21 protein-coding genes are annotated in these 21352 nt (G+C 64.3%); 15 read left to right on the forward strand and 6 right to left on the reverse strand.

Annotated elements, in window-relative coordinates:
* Positions 1 to 100: 100 nt before the first annotated feature.
* The 3 genes from AC0Z35_RS28080 to AC0Z35_RS28090 form a co-directional block, all read right to left on the reverse strand.
* On the reverse strand, positions 101 to 973 hold the full coding sequence (locus AC0Z35_RS28080) for a phosphonopyruvate hydrolase (protein ID WP_485133046.1): 873 nt from the start codon (positions 971 to 973) through the stop codon (positions 101 to 103).
* Between the two features lie 115 nt (positions 974 to 1088).
* Complete coding sequence (locus AC0Z35_RS28085) at positions 1089 to 1637, reverse strand: hemerythrin domain-containing protein (protein WP_485133045.1); 549 nt, start codon at positions 1635 to 1637, stop codon at positions 1089 to 1091.
* Positions 1638 to 1665: 28 nt separating this feature from the next.
* The gene (locus AC0Z35_RS28090) at positions 1666 to 2826 is read right to left on the reverse strand and encodes a D-alanyl-D-alanine carboxypeptidase family protein (protein ID WP_082134647.1); all 1161 of its coding nucleotides are present in this window, start codon (positions 2824 to 2826) and stop codon (positions 1666 to 1668) included.
* A gap of 288 nt (positions 2827 to 3114) precedes the next feature.
* Between AC0Z35_RS28090 and AC0Z35_RS28095 the strand changes: the two genes are divergently transcribed.
* From AC0Z35_RS28095 to AC0Z35_RS28135, 9 genes are all read left to right on the forward strand, one after another.
* Complete coding sequence (locus tag AC0Z35_RS28095) at positions 3115 to 3573, forward strand: HU family DNA-binding protein (RefSeq protein WP_046807265.1); 459 nt, start codon at positions 3115 to 3117, stop codon at positions 3571 to 3573.
* A 144-nt stretch (positions 3574 to 3717) separates the two neighbouring features.
* Positions 3718 to 4236 carry a MarR family winged helix-turn-helix transcriptional regulator gene (locus tag AC0Z35_RS28100; RefSeq protein WP_046807264.1) on the forward strand — a complete coding sequence of 173 codons (519 nt, stop codon included), beginning with the start codon at positions 3718 to 3720 and terminating at the stop codon, positions 4234 to 4236.
* A gap of 132 nt (positions 4237 to 4368) precedes the next feature.
* Positions 4369 to 5601 carry an MFS transporter gene (locus AC0Z35_RS28105; protein ID WP_485133044.1) on the forward strand — a complete coding sequence of 411 codons (1233 nt, stop codon included), beginning with the start codon at positions 4369 to 4371 and terminating at the stop codon, positions 5599 to 5601.
* 100 nt (positions 5602 to 5701) lie between these two features.
* Positions 5702 to 8359, forward strand: coding sequence for a leucine--tRNA ligase (leuS, locus tag AC0Z35_RS28110; protein ID WP_485133043.1), 2658 nt, complete (start codon positions 5702 to 5704; stop codon positions 8357 to 8359).
* Between the two features lie 11 nt (positions 8360 to 8370).
* Positions 8371 to 9033 (forward strand): LPS-assembly lipoprotein LptE, encoded by a 663-nt coding sequence (locus tag AC0Z35_RS28115; RefSeq protein ID WP_485133042.1) that lies wholly within the window; start codon positions 8371 to 8373, stop codon positions 9031 to 9033.
* Between the two features lie 3 nt (positions 9034 to 9036).
* The gene (gene holA / locus AC0Z35_RS28120; RefSeq protein ID WP_485133041.1) at positions 9037 to 10092 is read left to right on the forward strand and encodes a DNA polymerase III subunit delta; all 1056 of its coding nucleotides are present in this window, start codon (positions 9037 to 9039) and stop codon (positions 10090 to 10092) included.
* Between the two features lie 106 nt (positions 10093 to 10198).
* Complete coding sequence (locus tag AC0Z35_RS28125; protein WP_485133040.1) at positions 10199 to 11479, forward strand: glutamate-5-semialdehyde dehydrogenase; 1281 nt, start codon at positions 10199 to 10201, stop codon at positions 11477 to 11479.
* 159 nt (positions 11480 to 11638) lie between these two features.
* Positions 11639 to 12019 carry a hypothetical protein gene (locus AC0Z35_RS28130; protein WP_185975433.1) on the forward strand — a complete coding sequence of 127 codons (381 nt, stop codon included), beginning with the start codon at positions 11639 to 11641 and terminating at the stop codon, positions 12017 to 12019.
* A 4-nt stretch (positions 12020 to 12023) separates the two neighbouring features.
* Positions 12024 to 12809 carry a 2-keto-4-pentenoate hydratase gene (locus AC0Z35_RS28135; protein ID WP_485133039.1) on the forward strand — a complete coding sequence of 262 codons (786 nt, stop codon included), beginning with the start codon at positions 12024 to 12026 and terminating at the stop codon, positions 12807 to 12809.
* Positions 12810 to 12839: 30 nt separating this feature from the next.
* Here AC0Z35_RS28135 and AC0Z35_RS28140 read toward each other — a convergent pair whose 3' ends face one another.
* Both AC0Z35_RS28140 and AC0Z35_RS28145 read right to left on the reverse strand, forming a co-directional pair.
* Positions 12840 to 14267 (reverse strand): amidase family protein, encoded by a 1428-nt coding sequence (locus tag AC0Z35_RS28140; RefSeq protein ID WP_485133038.1) that lies wholly within the window; start codon positions 14265 to 14267, stop codon positions 12840 to 12842.
* Between the two features lie 94 nt (positions 14268 to 14361).
* The gene (locus AC0Z35_RS28145) at positions 14362 to 15231 is read right to left on the reverse strand and encodes a LysR family transcriptional regulator (RefSeq protein ID WP_046807806.1); all 870 of its coding nucleotides are present in this window, start codon (positions 15229 to 15231) and stop codon (positions 14362 to 14364) included.
* 165 nt (positions 15232 to 15396) lie between these two features.
* On the opposite strand from AC0Z35_RS28145, the gene AC0Z35_RS28150 reads away from it, so the two are divergent.
* The 4 genes from AC0Z35_RS28150 (at position 15397) to AC0Z35_RS28165 (ending at position 18631) form a co-directional block, all read left to right on the forward strand.
* Positions 15397 to 16794: an MFS transporter gene (locus AC0Z35_RS28150; RefSeq protein WP_485133037.1), complete on the forward strand. Its 1398-nt coding sequence runs from the start codon at positions 15397 to 15399 to the stop codon at positions 16792 to 16794.
* 67 nt (positions 16795 to 16861) lie between these two features.
* Positions 16862 to 17809 carry a 3-hydroxyacyl-CoA dehydrogenase NAD-binding domain-containing protein gene (locus AC0Z35_RS28155; RefSeq protein ID WP_046807807.1) on the forward strand — a complete coding sequence of 316 codons (948 nt, stop codon included), beginning with the start codon at positions 16862 to 16864 and terminating at the stop codon, positions 17807 to 17809.
* 128 nt (positions 17810 to 17937) lie between these two features.
* Positions 17938 to 18210: a GNAT family N-acetyltransferase gene (locus AC0Z35_RS28160; protein ID WP_046807808.1), complete on the forward strand. Its 273-nt coding sequence runs from the start codon at positions 17938 to 17940 to the stop codon at positions 18208 to 18210.
* A gap of 19 nt (positions 18211 to 18229) precedes the next feature.
* The gene (locus AC0Z35_RS28165; RefSeq protein WP_319304839.1) at positions 18230 to 18631 is read left to right on the forward strand and encodes a YchJ family protein; all 402 of its coding nucleotides are present in this window, start codon (positions 18230 to 18232) and stop codon (positions 18629 to 18631) included.
* A gap of 10 nt (positions 18632 to 18641) precedes the next feature.
* On the opposite strand, the gene AC0Z35_RS28170 is transcribed toward AC0Z35_RS28165, so the two are convergent.
* Complete coding sequence (locus AC0Z35_RS28170) at positions 18642 to 19520, reverse strand: LysR substrate-binding domain-containing protein (protein ID WP_485133036.1); 879 nt, start codon at positions 19518 to 19520, stop codon at positions 18642 to 18644.
* A gap of 110 nt (positions 19521 to 19630) precedes the next feature.
* Here AC0Z35_RS28170 and AC0Z35_RS28175 point away from each other — a divergent pair, with 110 nt between their 5' ends.
* Positions 19631 to 20344, forward strand: a complete 714-nt coding sequence (locus AC0Z35_RS28175; RefSeq protein ID WP_485133035.1) for a haloacid dehalogenase type II — start codon at positions 19631 to 19633, stop codon at positions 20342 to 20344.
* 70 nt (positions 20345 to 20414) lie between these two features.
* Positions 20415 to 21155, forward strand: coding sequence for an aldolase (locus tag AC0Z35_RS28180; RefSeq protein WP_485133034.1), 741 nt, complete (start codon positions 20415 to 20417; stop codon positions 21153 to 21155).
* Positions 21156 to 21352: the final 197 nt, after the last annotated feature.

Genomic DNA, 21352 nt, shown 5'->3' on the forward strand with positions numbered 1-21352 from the left:
GATTGCCGCGGATAGGTGGCTTTGGTGGGGTGGCTTTGGTGGGGTGGCCTCGGATGGGCCGCGACAACGTGCATGGTCAGCGTTGCCGCCTTCGGGCAGACTACTTCAGATATCGCTGCTCAAGTTCGCGCATGGCGGCATCGCCCTGCAACGCGATGATGTCCTTGACCGAAGGCAGATCGGCATCCACGGCGTGTATGCCGCCGTCGCGCCGGATGCGCGCGAACACATCGCGCATCGCGCCCACCGCCGCGCGGATGGCATGGTTGCCGTAGATCACCAAGCCCACCTTGCCCAACGCCTGGATGTCGGCTTCGCGCAGTTGCGGATATGCGGTCGGCACCAGCACCAGCGGCACGCGGCCGGGCCAGGCGGCTATGAACGCCAGGACCTCGTCGGGCGTGCTTTGCTTGGAATGAATCAGGATGGCGTCGGCGCCCGCAGCCTCGTAGGCCAGGGCGCGGGACAGCGCTTCCTGCTGGCCCAAGCCGGCGATCAGCGCCTCGGTGCGGGCGATGACGCAAAAATCCGCGTCCCGCCGCGCGGCGCAGGCGGCCTCGATCTTGCCCTGGAATTCTTCTGTCCGAACCAGTTCCTGCCGGCCGCCGGCGCGCAAGCTGGTGTCCTTGGGAAAGGTCTTGTCTTCCATCACCACGGCCGACACGCCCGCCGCTTCGTACTGCGGCACCACATACGACACGTTGATCGCGTTGCCAAAACCGGTGTCGATGTCGGCAATGACGGGCACGTCCACCGTCGCGGCGATGGCGCGCATCATGTCCAGATGCACCGACGAGGAAAGAATGCTGGCGTCGGGCACCGCGTAGCTGGCGGACAACTCAAAGCCGCTGCCCCAGATGGCGTCAAAGCCGGCGTCGGCGGCCAGCCGCGCCGCCATCGGGTTGTGCGCCGACATGGCGTGCATCAATGCGGAATCTTGCAGTATCTGGCGAAAACGAAGGTTGCGGTTCATGGCATGGCGTCGTCAGGGCGGCGCCCAGCGCGCCGGTTTGACGCATCGTAGCGTCATTTTTCTGAACGGCAATTCAGGGCGCAAGGGCTGAAAGACAGTCGAACCCCGTCGCCGCTCAGCCCGCGTCGCCGCCCCGGCGCACCGCCATGGCGTGCCCGATGGCCGCCAGCGCCTCGTCCGAAATCAGCCGCGACGCCATCGGCAGCAACTCGTCTTCCTCGCGCTGGATATGCGCGGCATAGGCCTGCGTGAATTCGCGGACCTGCTCCGCCGGCAAGGTCGTCGGCAGGCCCGCCGCGATATCGGATAAGGCCTGGCGCAGCGGCGCCCAGAACGTCGCCAGGCGGCGATGGTCGTCCCTCAGGCCCTCTACCAACGCATGCAGGCAGCCTGCATCCGAACCCGCCATGGAATCGATCAAGGCGGGGAACAGGTCTTCTTCTTCGTCTTCGTGATGGTGCACCGCCGCAGTGTCGAAATACCGGCGCACGCTGGCGGCGGCGGTTTGCGCGGCCTCGTCGCTGCCGTGCACGGGCAGGTGCGCGGCCAGCCGTTCAAGCGTGGCGCACTGGCGGGCGATGCGTCCGTGGCAGGCGGACAGCAGGGCCAATGGGTCATCCGATCCGGGCGCGGGCGCCGGGCCTGCGGGAAAGCTCACCACCATCGCACACCTCCTGCATGTTGCTGCGCCATCAACCAGAATGGCCGCGCCACCACAGTCGAACGCTGTCCCAGGCGCGGCCGGCAAAACCTGCCTCGGCCACCGGTTCCAGCGCCACCACGGGAAACTGCATGGCGGGCTTGCCGTCCACCAGCACGCGCAACGCGCCCACCGTGTCCTGCGCCGCAATCGGCGCTACCAGCGGCAACGTCGGCGTCCACACCGGCTCGACCTTGGCGCCGGCCGGCACGGTCACATAGGCGTCGCGCGCAAAACCGACTTTCAGGCTGTCGCTTTCGCCCTTCCAGACTTCCGGCGTGGCCACGGCCTGGCCGCGCGCGTACAGCTTGATCGTATTGAAACCCTGAAAACCCCACTCCAGCAACTGCCGGCTTTCCTGCGTGCGCAGCTTGTCGGAGGCCGTGCCCACCACCACCGTAATCAGGCGGCGCTGGTCGGTGCCATTGGGCCGCCGCGCGGTGGCCACAATGCAGTAACCGGCGGAATCGGTGTGGCCGGTTTTCAAGCCATCCACGCTGGGGTCCAGCCACAGCAGCCGGTTGCGATTGGGCTGCGTGATCTTGTTGAAGGTGAATTGCTTGGCGGAATCGTACGTCTTGTACAGCTGCGGGTAGTCGCGGATGAAGCGCGTGGCCAGGATGGACAAGTCGCTGGCCGTTGAATACGTGCCCGGATCGGGCAAGCCGTGCGGGCTGGCAAAGTGCGTGGCATGCAGGCCAAGCTTTGCCGCCGTGTCGTTCATGCGCGCCACGAAGGCTTCCACGCTGCCCGAGACCGCCTCGGCCAGCGCAATGGCCGCATCATTGCCCGACTGGACCATCAAGCCGCGCAGCAGGTCGTCCACGCTCACTTTCGAGCCCGGCTCCAGGAACATCTTGGAGCTGCCTGCCGGCACTTTCCAGGCGCGCGTGGAAATGACTACCGTTTGGCTCGACGTGATTTCTTTCTTGTTCAGAGCGTCAAACACGACGTAGGCCGTCATGATCTTGGTCAGGGACGCCGGCTCGATGCGCGTGGTGGCCGCGTGCGACGCGATCACCTGCCCGCTGGTTTCATCCAACAACAGCCAGGCCTTTGCCGACAACACAGGTTCGGGCATCGGCTGCGCCAGCGCGCTGGACAGGCATGCGGTTGCGACGAGCAGGCTCGCCGCCAATTTCTTCATCAACATATCGGTGCTTGAAATCCATGCTTTTGTTTTTCGCGACGCAATTGGAACACGGGATGCGCGGAAGGTTCAGTGATGCGCGAGGCCACGTCCGCGAGCCATTGCGCGATGGCATTTTTTTGAAGAAACCCTTGCAGGAAGCACTTTTCTGCGTGGAAAACAACAAACAACGGCTGAAATCCCGGCGGAAAACCGCTAGAACGGCTAGTCTTCCGCTATCATCGGGCGCGTGGCGTTAATTGCCGATACCCGGCGCGCGCTGCCCCATGTCCTCAACTACGGATTTTGACCATGGCCACGAAAGCAAAAGCTCCTGCCAAGAAAGTCACCAAGACCGCCGTCAAGGCACCTGCAAAGAAGGCAACCGCCGCCAAGACCGCTGTGAAGCCCGCAGCCAAGAAGGCCGTCGCCGCCAAGAAGGTCGCTGCTGCACCCAAGGCCATCAAGGCTGCAATGAACAAGACCCAGCTGGTCGCTTACATCGTTGAGCAATCGGGCGTTGAAGCCAAGGCCGTCAAGGCCGTGTTGGCCAGCCTGGAAACCTCGGTGCTGGGTTCCGTGGACAAGAAGGGCGCCGGCGAATTCACGCTGCCCGGCCTGTTCAAGGTTGCCGTGCAGAAGGTTCCCGCCAAGGCCAAGCGCTTCGGCAAGGACCCGTTCACTGGCGTTGAGCGCTGGTTCCCCGCCAAGCCGGCTTCGGTCAAGGTGAAGGTTCGCCCGCTCAAGAAGCTGAAGGACGCCGCGCAGTAATTCGCGCGACCATCCGGTCAAGCCGGAAAGGCCCGCCTCGAAAGAGGCGGGCCTTTCTTTTTGTCGCGCGATTTGCGCGAGCCGGGTTCAGGGGACTAGAATTTATCTTTACGTGAAGAAACTTCACATCAAATAAATTCGATCATGCCCACGTCCGACCTTGTCGATCTCGTCATCTCGCAATGGACCACCGAATGCCCCAACCAGGACTTCGCGGCCATGGCGGTTGTGACCCGGGTGTTCCGCCTGAACGCCTTTGCGACCCGAAACGTCAATCGCAGCTTTCGCCGCCATCACCTGCACCAGGGCGAATTCGACGTCCTGGCGACGCTTTACCGCACCGGCGCGCCGCACGCCTTGAACCCGCAGAAGTTGGTCGAAGCCTTGTTGCTGACATCAGGGGCGATGACGAACCGGCTTGACCGGCTGGAACAGGCGGGGCTGCTGGTGCGCAATCCGAACCCCGACGACCGGCGCGGCATCATCGTGTCACTAACCCCTGACGGCCTGCGCGTCATCAAGCAGGTGCTGAAGGACTACCTGAAGGATCTGGGCGAACTGCTGGATCCGCTCTCGGCCGCCGAACGCAAACAATTGGCCGGCCTGCTGAAAAAGCTGCTGATCAAGCACGATCAGGAAACGCCAGGAGGGATCGGCGTCTGACGCGCTGCCGCCCATGGCGCGGTTGCCGTAGACGTGGACGTTGATGTCGCCATAGCCCTCGTTGCCACCGTTGCCGCCTCCCCTCTCCCTTCGCTTTCTCCCGCCATTTTCGAACCGCCTTCGCTCCGCTTCATGACAGCTTCCCCCGCCTCCGCGCCCCCCGCCCCGCCCACCCCGACGCTGACCGCGCCGATCGTCCTGTTGATGTCGATCGCGACCGGCCTGGCCGTCGCCAGCAACTATTACGCGCAACCGCTGCTGCATACGATCGGCCAGCAATTCGGGCTGTCCAACGCCGCGGCGGGGGCCATCGTCACCACGGCCCAATTGAGCTACGCGCTGGGTTTGATGCTGCTGGTGCCGCTGGGCGATCTCTTTGAACGCCGCCGTCTGATCGTGCTGATGACCTTGCTGTCAGCGGGCGGCCTGTTGATTTCTTCCTTCGCCACCCACATCGCGGTGCTGCTGCTGGGTACGGCGCTGACGGGGCTGTTGTCCGTGGTGGCCCAGATTCTGGTGCCGTTCGCGGCCACCCTTGCCGCCCCGCACGAGCGCGGCAAGGCGGTGGGCACGGTCATGAGCGGCCTGCTGCTGGGCATTCTGCTGGCTCGCACCGTGGCAGGCGTGCTGGCGGACGTGGGCAGTTGGCGCACCGTGTACTGGGTGGCCGCCGTGCTGATGCTGGGCATGTCCGCCGCCCTGTGGCGTGTGCTGCCGCGCTACCAGAGCCCCACCACGATGAGCTATCCGCGCCTGTTGGGCTCGATCCTGCGCATGTTTGTCCAAGAGCCGCTGTTTCGCGCGCGGTCGCTGCTGGGCTTTTTGCTGTTCGCTGCATTCAGCATGCTGTGGACGCCGTTGACCTTCCTGCTGGCCAGCCCGCCCTATCAATACAGCAACACCACCATCGGCCTGTTCGGCCTGGCCGGGGCGGCGGGTGCCTATGCCGCGAACCGCTTCGGCCGTCTGGCGGACCGGGGCCTGGGCAACCTGGCCACGCGCGTGGGCCTGTTGCTGCTGCTGGGGTCCTGGGGCCTGATGGCCTTTGGCCAGGTCTCGGTATTTGCCCTGTTGGCGGGCATTCTGGTGCAGGACCTGGCCATCCAGGGCGTTCATGTCACCAATAGCAGTTCGCTCTATCGCCTGCGTCCCGAAGCACGCAGCCGCCTTACCGCGGGCTACATGACCAGCTACTTCCTCGGCGGCGCCTCCGGTTCACTGGTATCGTCCTGGCTTTACGCCCATTTCGGCTGGCCCGGCGTGGTCATCGCGGGCGCTGTTCTGGGCGTGGTTACATTGGCATACGGCGTCTTGGCGCCCAGTGCGCGCATCCCCGAAACAGCCCCGCTCCCTAGCCGCGTCTAGCACCTCCTATAATCAGGGGTTTTGACCGCCACCGCGTCAGGCCGCCCCCGCGTCCACGCGGCAGGGCGGCTAGCCCTTTTTTGCCACCGTGCCCGAGCCCATGCAGGAACGTTACCTCCCCACTACCGTCGAAGCGGCCGCCCATCAAGACTGGCAGGCCCGCGACGCCTATCTGGTCCACGAACACGCGAAGAACGCCGACGGCTCCGAAAAGCCGAAGTTCTACGCCTGCTCGATGCTGCCCTACCCCAGTGGCAAGCTGCATATGGGCCACGTGCGCAACTACACCATCAACGACATGATGGCGCGTCAGTTGCGCATGCGCGGCTATAACGTCCTGATGCCCATGGGCTGGGATGCCTTCGGCATGCCGGCGGAAAACGCCGCCATCAAGTCCAAGGTGCCGCCTGCCAAGTGGACCTACGACAACATCGCCTACATGAAGAAGCAGATGAAGGCGATGGGTCTGGCAATCGACTGGACGCGCGAAATGTGCGCCTGCGATCCGCAATACTACAAATGGAACCAGTGGCTGTTCCTGAAGATGCTGGAAAAGGGCGTGGCCTACCGCAAGACCCAGGTCGTGAACTGGGACCCGGTCGACCAGACCGTGCTGGCCAACGAACAGGTCATCGACGGCCGTGGCTGGCGTTCAGGCGCGCTGGTTGAAAAGCGCGAGATCCCGGGCTACTACCTGCGCATCACCGACTACGCCGACGAACTGTTGGGCGCTGTCCAGAACGACCTGCCTGGCTGGCCAGAGCGCGTTCGCCTGATGCAGGAAAACTGGATCGGCAAGTCCGAAGGCCTGCGCTTTGCCTTCCCGCACAAGATCGCCGGCCAGGATGGCCAGCTGATCCAGGACGGCAAGCTGTACGTTTTCACCACCCGCGCCGACACGATCATGGGCGTGACCTTCTGCGCCGTGGCGCCGGAACACCCGCTGGCCACGCATGCCGCGCAAAACAACCCCGGGCTGGGCGCGTTCATCGAACAGTGCAAGCTGGGCGGCACGACCGAGGCCGAAATGGCCACGCGCGAAAAAGAAGGCATGCGCACGGGCCTGACCGTCACGCACCCTGTCACGGGCGCGGACGTCGAAGTGTGGGTCGGCAACTACGTGCTGATGACCTACGGCGACGGCGCCGTCATGGGCGTGCCCGCCCACGACGAACGCGACTTCGCCTTCGCCAAGAAATACGACTTGCCCATCGTGCAAGTCGTGGACGTGCCCGGCAAGGAATACTCCGCCGCCGCCTGGCAGGAATGGTATGGCGACAAGCAGTCTGGCCGCACCATCAATTCCGGCAAGTACGACGGCCTCTCGCACAAGGACGCCGTGGACGCCATCGCGGCCGACCTGGGCGCGCAAGGCCTGGGCGAAAAGCAAACCACGTGGCGCCTGCGCGACTGGGGCATCTCGCGCCAGCGCTACTGGGGCACCCCGATCCCGATCATCCACTGCGCCGACTGCGGCCCGGTGCCGGTTCCCGAAAAAGACCTGCCCGTCGTCCTGCCCGACGACCTGATCCCGGACGGCAGCGGCAACCCGCTGGCCAAGAACGAAGCCTTCCTGTCCTGCGCCTGCCCCAGCTGCGGCAAGCCCGCGCGCCGCGAAACGGACACGATGGACACGTTTGTGGACTCGTCCTGGTACTTCATGCGCTACACCTCGCCGGGCAACGACAACGCCATGGTCGACGCGCGCAATGACTACTGGATGCCGATGGACCAGTACATCGGCGGCATCGAGCACGCCGTGCTGCACCTGCTGTACGCCCGCTTCTGGACCAAGGTCATGCGCGACATGGGCCTGCTCAATTTCGACGAGCCCTTCACCAAGCTGCTGTGCCAGGGCATGGTGCTGAACCATATCTATTCGCGCAAGACGCCCCAGGGCGGCATTGAATACTTCTGGCCCGAAGACGTTGAAAACGTCTACGACGACCGTGGCGCCATCACCGGCGCCAAGCTCAAGTCGGACGGCTCCGCCATCAATTACGGCGGCGTGGGCACGATGTCCAAGTCCAAGAACAACGGTGTCGATCCGCAATCGCTGATCGACACGCTGGGCGCCGACACGGCACGCCTGTTCGTCATGTTCGCCAGCCCGCCCGAGCAGACGCTTGAATGGTCGGATTCGGGCGTGGAAGGTTCCAACCGCTTCCTGCGTCGCCTGTGGTCCATCAGCTACGCGCGCCGCGATGCCGTGGCGCGTGGCCTGGCCAATGGCGCTGACTGGTCGCAAGCCACCGCCGCCGTCAAGGATCTGCGCCGCGAGGTCTACACGCTGCTCAAGCAAGCCGACTACGACTACCAGCGCATCCAGTACAACACCGTCGTGTCCGCCTGCATGAAGATGCTGAACGCCATCGACGACGCCAAGCTGCCCGAGGACGCCGCGGCCGATGCCGCCTACGCCGAAACGCTGGGCGTGCTGCTGCGCGTGCTGTACCCGGTGGTCCCGCACATCACCTGGCACCTGTGGCAAGACCTGGGCTACGCGAAAGAGCTGGGCGACCTGCTGGACGCGCCGTGGCCGCATGTGGACGAGGCCGCCCTGATCGCGGACGAAATCGAGCTGATGCTCCAGGTCAACGGCAAGCTGCGCGGCTCGATCCGCGTGGCCGCCGGCGCCGCCAAGGAAGACATCGAAAAGCTCGCTGCCAGCCAGGAAGAGGTCTCGCGCTTCCTGGAAGGCCGCCCGCCCAAGCGCGTCATCGTGGTGCCGGGCAAACTGGTCAACGTCGTAGGCTGATGAGGTCAAGCATGTACTTCGCCGGGCAACTCTCGCACTCCCCCCGCCAATCGTGGCTGCTGCGCGGCGCCTGCCTGGCGCTGTTCATGCTGCTGTCCGCTTGCGGCTTCGCACTGCGCGGCGTTACGCCGATGCCGTTCGACACGCTTTATGTCGGCATGCCCGATACCACTCAGTTCGGGGCGGACGTGCGCCGCGCGCTGCGCGCGGCCTCGCCCAATACCAAGCTGGTCGATTCGCCCAAGGAAGCGCAGGCCATTCTGCAGCAGATCAGCGATACCCGCACGCTGCGCGAGGTGTCGCTGAACGCCCAGGGCCGGGTTGAAGAATACGAGCTGGGCATCAACTACACCTTCCGTCTCATCGACAACAAGGGTCGTGCGTTGATCCCGGACACCACCTTGTCCATCTATCGCGAAATGCCATATGACGACCAAGTCATGCAGGCCAAGCAGGGTCAGATCGAAACGCTATATAAGGCGATGCAACGCGACCTCGTAACGCGCGTCCTACGCCGCATGACGGCACCGGAAGTGCGTCACGCATTCGAGACTGCTGAAGAACGCGGGGAAACCGGCGAGATTCCGCTGTACGACCCGAACGCACCGCAGCAAAAGCGCACGCCCACGCCGTGGCAGACGCCGCAAACCACCGACCCGGCGATCTTGCGCTAGCCCATGGCACAGCCTTTGGACGCGGATCGGCTTGCCGAACACCTGCAGCGCCCGGGCAACCGGCTCGCGCCGCTATACACGGTGTCCGGCGACGAGCCTTTGCTGGTCACCGAAGCCGTGGATACGTTGCGCGCCTCGGCGCGCAACGCCGGCTACACCGACCGGCTTTCGATGGTGATGGACGCCCGCAGCGACTGGAGCGCCGTCACTGCCGCAACGCAAAGCGTGTCGCTGTTCGGCGACCGCCGCATCCTTGAAATCAAGATCCCCACCGGCAAGCCCGGCAAGTCCGGCGCCGACACGCTGGCCAAGCTGGCCGAGCAGGCTGAAAAGCAGCCTGATGCCGACACGCTGATCCTCATTGCGCTTCCCCGGCTGGACAAAGCCACCCGCGAAAGCCGCTGGGTGCAGGCGCTGAACCGGGGCGGCGTGATGGTCGACATCGCCAACATCGAGCGCGGCCGGCTGCCTGCCTGGGTGGGCATGCGGCTGGCTCGGCAAAACCAGCGTGCCGACGCCGCCACGTTGCAATGGATGGCTGACAAGGTCGAAGGCAACCTGCTGGCTGCGCACCAGGAAATCCAGAAGCTGGGCTTGCTGTATCCCGAAGGCCAACTGGCGGCCGAGGACGTAGAGCGCGCGGTACTGAACGTTGCGCGCTACGATGTTTTCGGCCTGCGCGACGCCATGCTGGCGGGCGACATCGCTCGCACCATCCGCATGATCGACGGCCTGCGCGCCGAAGGCGAAGCGCTGCCGCTGGTGCTCTGGGCGGTCGGCGAAGAAATCCGCCTGCTTGCCCGCATCGCGGAAGCGCGTGTGCTGGGCCAGGACGCCAACGGGCTGATGCGTCGGTTGCGCATCTTCGGCGCGCACGAGCGCCTGGCATTACAGGCGCTGAACCGGGTGCAGCCCGCCGTCTGGCCCGCAGCCGTGCAGCACGCCCACGACGTGGATCGTCTGATCAAGGGCTTGTCCGTCGCCGGACGGCTTTCGGACCCCTGGGAAGAAATGACCCGGCTGGCGCTGCGCGTGGCCGCCGCCGGCGGGCGACCGTGAAGGCCGCCCCGCGCACGCCGTCCTTTGTCCGGATATAAACTGAATCTTCAGACGGCGCTTAGGGTTACGCCCACGGGCTCCGCCGTCTCTTCCGTTGCACTCATTCATGATTGACACTGCCATGTCCTCGTCTTCCATCGAACACGCCATGCTGACCTTGGGCGAAAACGCCCGGCGCGCCTCGCGCGCGATGATGCGCGCCAACAGCGCCGCCAAGAACAAGGCGTTGCTGGCCATGGCCGACGCCCTGGCCGCCAGCCACGATGAGCTCAAGGCCGCCAACGAAAAGGATGTGTCCGCCGCCCGCGCCAACGGGCTGGAACCGGCACTGCTGGACCGCCTGACCCTGTCCGACAAAACGTTGGCGCACATGGCCGAGGGCTTGCGCCAGATTGCCGCCCTGCCCGATCCTATCGGCAGCATCACGGCCACCACGGTGCGTCCTAACGGCATGCGCGTGGCGCAAATGCGGGTCCCGCTTGGGGTCATCGGCATCATTTACGAGTCCCGGCCCAACGTCACGATCGACGCGGCAGCGCTGTGCTTGAAGTCCGGCAACGCCACAATCCTGCGGGGCGGCAGCGAAGCTTTGCACTCCAATATCGCGTTAGGCCGGGTCGTGCAAACCGGTCTGGCCGCGGCCGGCTTGCCGCCGGACGCCGTGCAGGTCGTCGCCACCGCGGACCGGGCCGCCGTGGGCAAACTCATCACCATGACGGAACATATCGACGTCATCGTTCCGCGCGGCGGCAAGGGCTTGATTGCGCGGCTGGCGCAAGAAGCCCGTGTGCCATTGATCAAGCACCTGGACGGCAACTGCCACATCTACATTGACGCGGCGGCCGATCCGGACAAGGCGCACACCATTGCCTTTAACGCCAAGACCTACCGCTATGGCATCTGCGGCGCCATGGAAACGTTGCTGGTCGATGCCGTGGCCTCCGTTTCCATTCTGCCCACCCTGGCGGCAGCCCTGATCGAGCATGGCGTCGAACTGCGCGGCTGCCCGCGCACGATGGCCTTGCTGCCCCACATCACCCCTGCCACGGAAGAAGACTGGGGCACGGAATACCTGGGCCCGATCCTTGCCGTTCGTATCGTTGACACGCTGGATGACGCCATCGAGCACATCGCGCGCTGGGGCTCGGGCCACACCGACGCCATCGTCACCGAAGACCTGTCGGCGGCGCAGCGCTTTCAGCGTGAAGTGGATTCCAGCTCGGTCTACGTCAACCTGCCGACCTGCTTTGCGGACGGTTTCGAATACGGCCTGGGCGCTGAAATCGGCATCTCGACGAACCGTCTGCATGCGCGCGGCCCGGTCGGCCTGGAAGGCCTGACCACGCTGAAGTGGGTGTTGAACGGTGAAGGCCAGGTTCGCGGCTGAACCACATCAGCCCTGGGCGGCCTGGCCGCCCGACATCGCTGACGCTGCCCTGAACACGGGGCGGCGCCAAGCCTTCTACAATACGGGCAGATTTTTTCCCCGCTTTCGTTCTGCCCTTTTTTCATCTAACGCGGCACGCCGCGCAATCTTGAGATCCCCATGCATTCACCTGTCATGGCCATGGCCTTCAGCCTTTTCGTGCTTTGCTTCATCACCTGCACGCTGAGCGGCATTGTCCTGTTTTTCCTGAAAAACAAAGAGATCAACGCCGCGTTCAAGCATCCCTATTTGCAACACCGCCCGTGGAAACAGTATCCCCTGTCGATCCAGGCGGCCATCATGCTGGACTATTTTTTCCGCCTGATGTTTCCCGGCACGCGGTTCTGGTTGATCGGCAATGCCAACGATTTGCTGGGTCACGTCGACCCCAAGAAAACGCCGCTTTCGCTGAAATGGCCCATCGTTGGCTTTTGGGGCTCGTGCTGGCTGGGCCTGATCGCCATGATCGTCCTGTGGGTGATGCTGTACCTGGGAGCCTGAGCCCATGCAGATCCGAATCGAAGACTATCCCGGCAGCATCGACGCCGCCCGCACGTTGATCGCCGCGCGCGAATCCGGCGTGGCCGGCTCGCGCTTGCCGGCGGAATGCCGCCCGCAATCAATGGGACAGGCATTCGCGGTTCAACAGCGCACCGCACAGCTATTGCAGGAAACGCGCCGGGACCGCATCGCGGCCTGGAAAAGCGCGCTGCCCTCGCCCGAGAAAATGGTTGTGGCGCCGATTTACGCATCGGGCACCGTCTATGCCGAGGCTGGCCCCGTTGCCACGCGCACGCAAGTGGTGCGCATTGAGCCGGAAATTGCGTTCGAGCTGGCGCAAGACCTGCCCGCCCGCGACACGCCCTACACCGACGCCGAGATTGACGCGGCCGTGGGCGGCGCTCGGCTGGCGCTGGAAGTGCTGGGCTGCCGCTACGCGTCGCCCGAACATGCCAGCCTGCCAGAGCTGCTTGCCGACCACATGTTCAACGAAGGCCTGGTGCTGGGGGCGCGCATCGCCAGCGCCGACGCGGTTCCTTCAAGCATGACGCTGACCTTGTCGGTCGGCGGACGCGAAGTTGAACAACATCCTGGCTTTCACCCTAACGATCGCCCAAAGGCCGGCTTGTACTGGTTGGCCAATTTCCTGCGCGAACAAGGCTTGGGGCTGCATGCCGGGCAGCACGTCATCACCGGTTCTTATGCCGGGTTCCTGGACGTGCCGGCGCATCAAGACATCGAGCTCGTCTACGGCGAGCTCGGCGTGCTGCGCGTGCGGTTTGGCAGCTAGGGCGTCGGGCTAACGCAAGGCCGCACGCCGTCAACGCGGTTCGGGTTTGAAGTCCGGTTCGGCGATGGTGACGGCGGCATCGCCCGCCTCGATAATTTCGCCAGCGGCCAGACATAGATCTTCGCGATAGCGTCCCGCAACGATCTGCACCCCGACGGGGCTTGGCCCGACGCTGCTCATGGCGTTGCCCATCGCTACCGACAGCCCGGGCAAGCCCATGAAGGGCACGCCGATCTGCGTCATTTGCGCACGCCACACGCGCGCGTAAGCCGCGTCGCCCTGCAAATCCAGATTGTCGGGAAAGGGCAATTCCGCGGATACCGGCAGCAACAGCACCGGATATTCGGAAACGAAGATTTCCCACAAGCGGGTCAACGTAGCCCGACGCGTCAGCACTGCGGAAAAATTGTTCAGGTTTGCGTCGGCGGCCTTGTCGCGCTGGCCGCGCAGGGCCACCAAAGCCCCTGGGTCGCCTTCCTTTTCGGCCGCCGCCAACATGGCCTCATAGCCGTCCGCCATCCACATGCGGATCTGCAAGTCGGCCGCCTCTTGCATGGGTGGCACGGCGTCCAGTGTGTCTACCGTCCAGCCCGCGTCGCTAAGCCTGCGCGCGGCTTCCTGCAATGCCTTGACGACAGCGGGCTCGGGGTTCATGCCATCCGGGTTCACGCACAGCGCGGCGCGGCGGGGAACGTCGGGGCCCACAAGCGGCGCCGGCACCCACCAAGGGTCGCGAGGGTCACGCGCGGACATGGCCGCCAGCCCCAAGCGCACGTCGGCAATGGTGCGCCCCAATGGCCCCGACACGGCCGTCAATTGGCCGCCGATGGAACGTTCCGGCAAGGCCGCGTTGTACGCGGGCACGCGGCCCAGCGATGGCCGCAACCCGTGCACGCCGCAGGCGTAGGCGGGGTAGCGGATGGACCCGGCGATATCGGTGCCATGGGCCAGATGGCCGATGCCCGCCGCCACCGCCGATGCCGCGCCACCCGACGAGCCACCTGGCGTCAATGCCTTGTTGCGCGGGTTGTGCGTGTCCCCGTGCAGGCCGTTACCCGTGAACCAGCGCAACGAAAACGCGGGCGTGTTCGTGCGGCCAAGAATCACCGCGCCGGCGCGCAGCAGGTTGTCGACGACGGGGCTGTTCTGCGCGGCGATCACGTCTTTTTGCAGGCTGACGCCGTTGGTCGTGGCGTAGCCTGCCTGGTCGACGTTGACCTTGACCGTAACGGGCACACCGGCCAGCAAGCCGGGATCTTCGCCGCGTGCCAGCTGCGCATCGACCTCGCGTGCCCGGGCCAGGACCTCGTCAGGGCGATGATCGACCACGGCATTAAGCGCGGGGTTGACGGCATCGAGCCGGTCCAATGCGCTTTGCGCGGCCTGGACAGCCGATACGTCGCGCTGTCGGATTAGAGAGGCAAGCTCAACTGCGGATAAACGCCAAAGATCGGACACGCGTCACTCCTGATTCGTGGTTTTCCTGCGGGGCACGCAAACCTTAGCGCCTGTCGCGCGGCTCGACAAGCCACGGCTTACCGCAGTTGCGCGGCTATTTGTCTTCTTCGAACACCTGGACGATGGCGTCGGCCACGGCGCGCACGCGCGCGGTGCGGTTCAGGTCCCCGTGCATGACCAGCCACAAATCATACGGTTCGCTGCGACCCGGCCAGATACGGACCAGGTCGGGATAATCCGGCGCCATGTGGGTGGGCAGCTCGCCGATGCCCAGGCCGGCCACCACGGCGGCAAGTATCATCATCCCGGAATTGAGCTCGATCGCGATGCGCCCGTTGCCCGTCGGCTCGCCGCAAAACGTGTCCGACCAGCCGGGCAAGACCGCCTGCTGGTACGTCACCAAGGTATGCCCGGCGAAGGCCGTACCCGGTTTGGGCTCACCGTGCGCGGCAAGATATTCGCGCGAGGCATACAGACCGACTTCCTTGCGGGCCAGGTGGCGCTGGATCAAATCGGGGCTGTCAGGCTTGACGTTGCGGATGGCCAAATCCGCCTCGCGACGGGTCAAGTTGCTGATCTGTATCGACGCCGACAGCACCACGCGTATGTCCGGATGCTGGACATGCACGCGGCGCACCGCCTCCATGATGAAGTAGCTGGCCACGGTTTCGGATGCCGCCACGCGCACCACGCCCGACAGGCGATGGTCCAGCCCCTGCATCTGCCGCTGCAGCTGGTCGGCGGCCGACTCCATACGCTCCGCCGCGGCGAACGCCAATTCGCCCGCCGGCGTGGGCACGTACCCGCCAGGGGTGCGCAGAAACAGGCGCGCGTCCAGCGATGACTCCAGCGCGGCCAGGCGCCGGCCCGCCGTTGCCTGGTCGATCTGCAGCAATGCCGCCGCCCCACGCAGCGTTCCCACGCGATAAATCGCCAGGAAGATCCTGGCATTGTCCCAATCCATAGCGCTGACCCTCGCTTCAGTCCATTGGTATCCCGAACGCGTTTCAACCCTGCCACCCTGGGAACCGCGATGCATTTATGCATCACTATAAAGCAGTATTTCGGCTTTTTTGCATACCTGAAAACTTCTAAGCTTCAGTCCTTGGAATCCCGCCGTCTGCCTCTCATGAACACCGCCTGCCCATCACACCCCGCGCCCTCCCTCGACGCCAAGCCGGCCACTGCCTGGCTGCCGCTAGTCACCCTGGCCATCGGTTTCGTCATGGCCATGCTGGACGTGACCGTGGTCAACGTGGCGCTGCGCAGCATTGCCGTGCAGTTTGTCGTTCCCTTGACGGATCTGGTCTGGATCGTCGACGGTTACACGCTGACGTTTGCCGCGCTGCTGTTGGTGGCCGGCGCGCTGGCCGACCGCTATGGGGCCAAAACGGTTTATCTTGCCGGCCTGGCCGTGTTTACGTTGGCATCATTGCTGTGCGGCCTGGCGCCCGACGCCAACACGTTGATCGCGGCCCGCATGCTGCAAGGCCTGGGCGCCGCGCTGTTCATGCCCAGCTCGCTAAGCTTGCTGACGCACGCCTACGACGACGACCACGTGCGCAACCGCATGCTGGCCGCCTGGTCGGCGATCGTCGCGGTGGCGGGCGCCACCGGCCCCTTGCTGGGCGGTGTGTTGATCCATCAATTCGGTTGGCGCGGCATCTTTCTCATCAACCTGCCGTTGGGCGTGGTCGGGCTGTGGCTTGCCCGCCGCCGCATCCAGGCGGCCCCGCGCCGGCCGCGCGCGCTGAACCCGATCAGCCACCTGCTGGGCGTAATCGCGTTGTCGTCGTTGTGCTTCGTGCTGATCCAGGGCAACGCCTACGGCTGGACGTCGCCGCGCATTGCCGGCGTCACCGCCTTGTGTGCCCTGGCCATCGTATTGCTGGTGCGGCGCGAACGCCGCCACGCCGAACCGATACTGCCCCGCGTCCTGTTCCAGACGCCGCACTTTGCGGCGGCCAACGCGGTGGGCTTCCTGATCAATCTGGCTTCGTACGGGCAGTTGTTCCTGCTTAGCTTGTTCCTGCAACATGCGCGCGGCGCCGACGCCCTTCAGACCGGTATCCAGCTGGTGCCGATGCTGGCGGTTTTTTCAATCGGCAATTTGATTTCGGGGCGTGTATCCGCGCGCTGGAATGTGTCGGCAGCGCTATTGGGGGGCATGTCGCTGGCCGCCACCATGAGCGCCTTGGGGATCGTCGCCTTCACGCCCACGATCGCCTACTGGCCCTTCGCCATCCTGGTTGCGCTGGGCAATCTGGGCGTGGGAATCGCCGTGCCCGCGATGACCGGCATTGTGATGCAGAGTTCGGGCAAGCACCACGCCAACAGCGCGGCGGCGGCATTGAACGCGAATCGGCAGTCCGGCGCATTGGTCGGGGTGGCATTGATGGGCACCATCATGCATGTGCTGCCCGACTGGAACGCGACCCTGCCCGTCGCCTACGGCGTGATCGCCGCAAGCTACGCGGCGGGGGTCGGGCTGGTCTGGCGTCACTTGCGTCGCGCGCATAACGCATAAGGCGGGCATGCAAGCGCGGGGCGTTTGCATCACAATATGGGCCGATCCCTGCCACTCGGAGAGCCCTATGCCGCACCCTGCCACGCCCACGCCAGCCATCCGCCGCATCGCCATCGTTGGCGCCGGCACCATCGGGGCCAGTTGGGCAGCACTGTTCCTGGCGCATGGGCTGACGGTGGTGGTCAGCGACCCCGCCGCCGACGCCGAAGCACAAACGCGCGCGCGCGTTCAGGCCGCCTGGCCCGTGCTGAAGGAATTGGGCCGCGTCGTGGAAGGCGCGTCGCCGGACGCCCTGCTGTTCGAGCCGGACTTGGCGACGGCCTTGGTGGATGTGGACTTCGTGCAGGAAAACGCGCCCGAACGCGAGGACTTCAAGATCGAACTCTTTGCGCGGATGGACGCCCTACTGCCGCCTCGCGTGATCGTGGCCTCAAGTTCGTCGGGCCTGATCATGAGCCGTCTGCAATCGCGCTGCCAACACCCGGAGCGCTTCGTCATCGGGCATCCATTCAACCCGCCGCATCTGATTCCGCTTGTAGAAGTGGTGGGGGGCGACAAGACGTCGGTTGAAGTCATCGAGCAAAGCATCGCGTTCTACCGGGCCATGGGCAAATACCCGATCCGGCTGAACAAGGAAGTGCCGGGTCATATCGCCAACCGTCTGCAAGCGGCCGTTTGGCGCGAGGCCATCCATCTGGCCGCCGAAAACGTCGCCAGCGTGGCCGATATCGACGCCGCGGTGTCGCAAGGGCCGGGGTTGCGCTGGGCATTGTTCGGACCCCACATGACGTTCAACCTGGGCGGTGGCGCGGGCGGCCTGGCGCATTTCATGGACCACCTGCTGGGCCCGGTGCAAACCTGGTGGGACGACCTGGGCACACCCGAGGTCACTCCGGAACTACAGCGCAAACTTATCGAAGGCGTCAACGCCGAGGCGGGCCGGCGCAGCATCGCCGACATGGTGCAAACGCGCGACGCCCAACTGACGGCGTTGATCAAGGTGTTGCACCGATAAGTCGACGGTGCAGCCCTCTGCCCCCGGGCGCTGACGCGTTAAGCTGTTTGCTTACGACTGCCGATTACCGATTACCGATCATCGGGTGAATGCCGGCTGACCCACCGGTGCATCCAAGGAGCCTTCGAATGACTGTTGTCACCCAGGACCCCCGTCAATCCCGCTTCACCGCCACCGTCGACGGCGTGCTTTGCGTGTTGGACTACCAGTTGCAAGGCGACACGATGGCCATCGTGCACACCGGCGTCCCCAGCCAGGTCGGCGGGCGCGGCATCGCTGCGGAACTGACCCGGTCAGCGCTGGATACCGCGCGCGCCAATGGCTGGAAAGTCCGCCCATTGTGCTCGTATGCCGAGGTCTATATGCGCCGCCATCCCGAATACAACGACCTGCGAGCCTGATACGCGCCGCTGCCAAACCGTGACCAAGAAATCTGCTTCCCTGGCCGCTCCGTGCCCTTGCGGCGGCGCGGCCTACGACCGCTGCTGCGGCCGCTGGCATGAAGGCCCCCTGGCCATGCAGGCGCCCACCGCCGAGGCGCTGATGCGATCGCGATACAGCGCTTTCGTCCTGGACAAACTGCCTTACCTGCTAGCCAGTTGGCATCCCGGGACGCGGCCCGCAACGCTGGACCCGAATCCGCCGGACTTGAAATGGCTGGGGCTGTCCATCAAACAAGCGCGCGAACAGGACGCCGATCACGCCACCGTGGAATTCGTGGCCCGCAGCCGCCAGGCAGGCCGCGCGCATCGCATGCACGAAGTCAGTCGCTTCGTGCGTGAAGACGGGCAGTGGTACTACGTGGACGGCGATGTGACTTGAACGCCGGCGTTCACGCCATCGCCGGGTCGCGCGTGTCGGCTTCTATGGCCTGCTGCAACGCGCACACGAGTTGTTGCTCGATGCTGCCTGGCACGCGGCGATTGCTGACGATAGCCAACTCGGTCGACGGCACCGGATCGAACCCGTCGCGTGCCACCAGCACCTGATGCGATTCCAGGGTGGCGAACGCAGGCAGCAAGCTCACGCCCAGCCCCGCCGCCACGGCCGCCTGCACGCCAGCAAGGCTATGGCTGTGATAAGCGCCGTACCAGGCGCGACCGGCGCTCTCCAACGCGTAAATCATCCGCTTGCGATAGATGCAGCCGTGCGGAAACATCACCAACGGCACGGGGCAATGTGGCGCCAGCGCAGCGTGTCGCTTGGCGCCGATCCAGACCAGACGCTCGGACCATGCCGCCAGGCATGGGCCGTCGTCGGGCTCGCGTTTGATCAGGGCCAGGTCCAAGTCGCCGGAACCCAGTTTGGCGCGTAGCTCGGTGCTCATACCACTGGCGGTTTCCAGCCGGACGCCGGGATGGCTGGCCGCGAATCGCGCCAACAGCAACGTCAGCCGCGCCACGTCGAAGTCTTCAGGAATGCCCAGGCGCAAAACACGCGCTGCCTGGGGCGCCATCAAGGCATGTTCGGCCTCGTCGGCAATGGCTAACAGGCGGCGGGCGTACGCAAGCATCACTTCGCCATCCTCGGTCGCAGACACATTGCTGCCGGTTCGGTCGCGCAGCAGCAATGTCTTGCCCACCGTCTGCTCCAACTTTCGAACCTGCTGGCTGACGGTGGATTGTGTGCGATGCACGCGCTGGGCAGCGCGGGTGAAGCTGCCTTCATCGGCAACGCAAACCAGCGTTCTCAAGAGTTCCAGGTCAAGCATGGCGGCCTTGATATTCGTTTATCAACTGAGAGGAGTTCGATTATTAATTTTACGACTTGATGTGGGACGTCCTACGCTGAGGATTCTTCTATTTTTCTTAGGGATCCACCATGCCGTTGAATTCGCTTCCCCGCCCGCAGTGGCTGACGTTTGACTGTTACGGCACGCTGATTCAGTGGGACGAAGGGCTACAGGCGGCGGTTGCCCGCATCCTGGCTGGCAAGCCGCCGGCGCATTCAGCGCCCACAGCCGATGAGTTCCTGCACGCGTACGACCAACACGAGCATCGCCTGGAACGCACCCCTCCCCATCGCCGCTTTGCCGACATCTCGCGCGAGTCGCTACGGTCGACGATGCAGGACTTTGGGCTGCCATATCGGCCAGAAGATGCCGACATGTTGATAGGCAGCATATCCGCCATGCCACCGTTTCCGGAAGTCGTGGACACGTTGGCCGCGCTGAAACAGGCGGGCTTCCGCCTTTGCATCATTTCGAATACCGATGAAGACATCATTGCCGGCAACGTCGCGCAGCTGGGCGGGCATATCGACCGGGTGATCACGGCCGAATCCGCGGGCGCCTATAAGCCGTCTCGCAAAATCTTCGCGCATGCTCACCAGAGCCTTGGCGTCACGCCAGACGACATCGTGCATATTTGCGCCAGTCCACATCTTGACCATGCCGCTGCCCGCGACATCGGCTTCCGATGCGTCTGGATCGATCGAGGAACAGGCCGTCAGCTATTGCCTGACTATCGTCCTGACGCTACCGTACCGACATTGGACCGGGTGCCAGGAGTTTTTCGCAGCGCCGGTTGGTTATAACGCCGCAGCCTGGCCCTCTATAGTCGGATCAGGCGCGTTCCCTTACCCCTCCCTAAGCCTTAAGGCAGACATGAATCAAGAACCCCATTTCGCAGACGCCCTATATCACGCGGAACCCGTGGCTGCGCTTCGCGCCGACTTGGCCTTGGCCTTGCGGGCGGCTGCGGCTCATGGCCTGGGCGAAGGCGTCTGCAATCACTTCAGCGTGGCGTTGCCTGGTGACCCCGACCACTTTCTGCTGAATCCCCGCGGTCTCATGTGGAATGAAGTTCAAGCCGACGACATCGTCCTGATCGATGCGCATGGAAACAAACTGGCCGGTCGACATGCCGTTGAACCCACGGCGATGTTTATTCACGCTGCCATCCACCGTATCGCGGGCAAGGCCTGTGTCCTGCACACGCATATGCCTTATGCCACGGCACTGACACTTACCGCAGACCGAGGTCTGGACACGACGCTGTCGCAAAACGCAATGCGGTTCCACGGCAGGCTTGCCATCGACGAAAACTACAACGGCCTGGCCCTGGACGTCACCGAGGGCGAACGCATTGCGCATGCCATGCAAGGCGCGGACATCGTCTTCCTTGGCAATCACGGCGTTGTGGTTTGCGGCGAACGGCTGGACTACGCTTACGACGATTTGTTTTTCCTGGAACGCGCTTGCGCAGCGCAGGTCCTTGCTCAATCTACTGGCCGTCCGCTCAAACCGGTAAACGCCGACATCGCCACCAAAGTCGCCGCGCAGATTCAAAGCGAACGTCTTCAGTCAGAATTGTTCTTCGAAGCATTGCGCCGCCAACTGCCATAAACAGTCGTCGTTTGTTTCGCGCAAAATTAAAAACAAAACCCCCTCGCAGCGCGAGCTACGAGGGGGTTTAACTAATCTGTACTTGCAAAGTCTGGGACGCGCAAAAAACAAAACCCCACAGGATTACCTGTGGGGTTTTGCGCAATAAAAGCCTGACGATGACCTACTTTCACAGACGTCCGTCCACTATCATCGGC

This window comes from Achromobacter sp. 1L-A-4-B-C2, assembly GCF_057291955.1.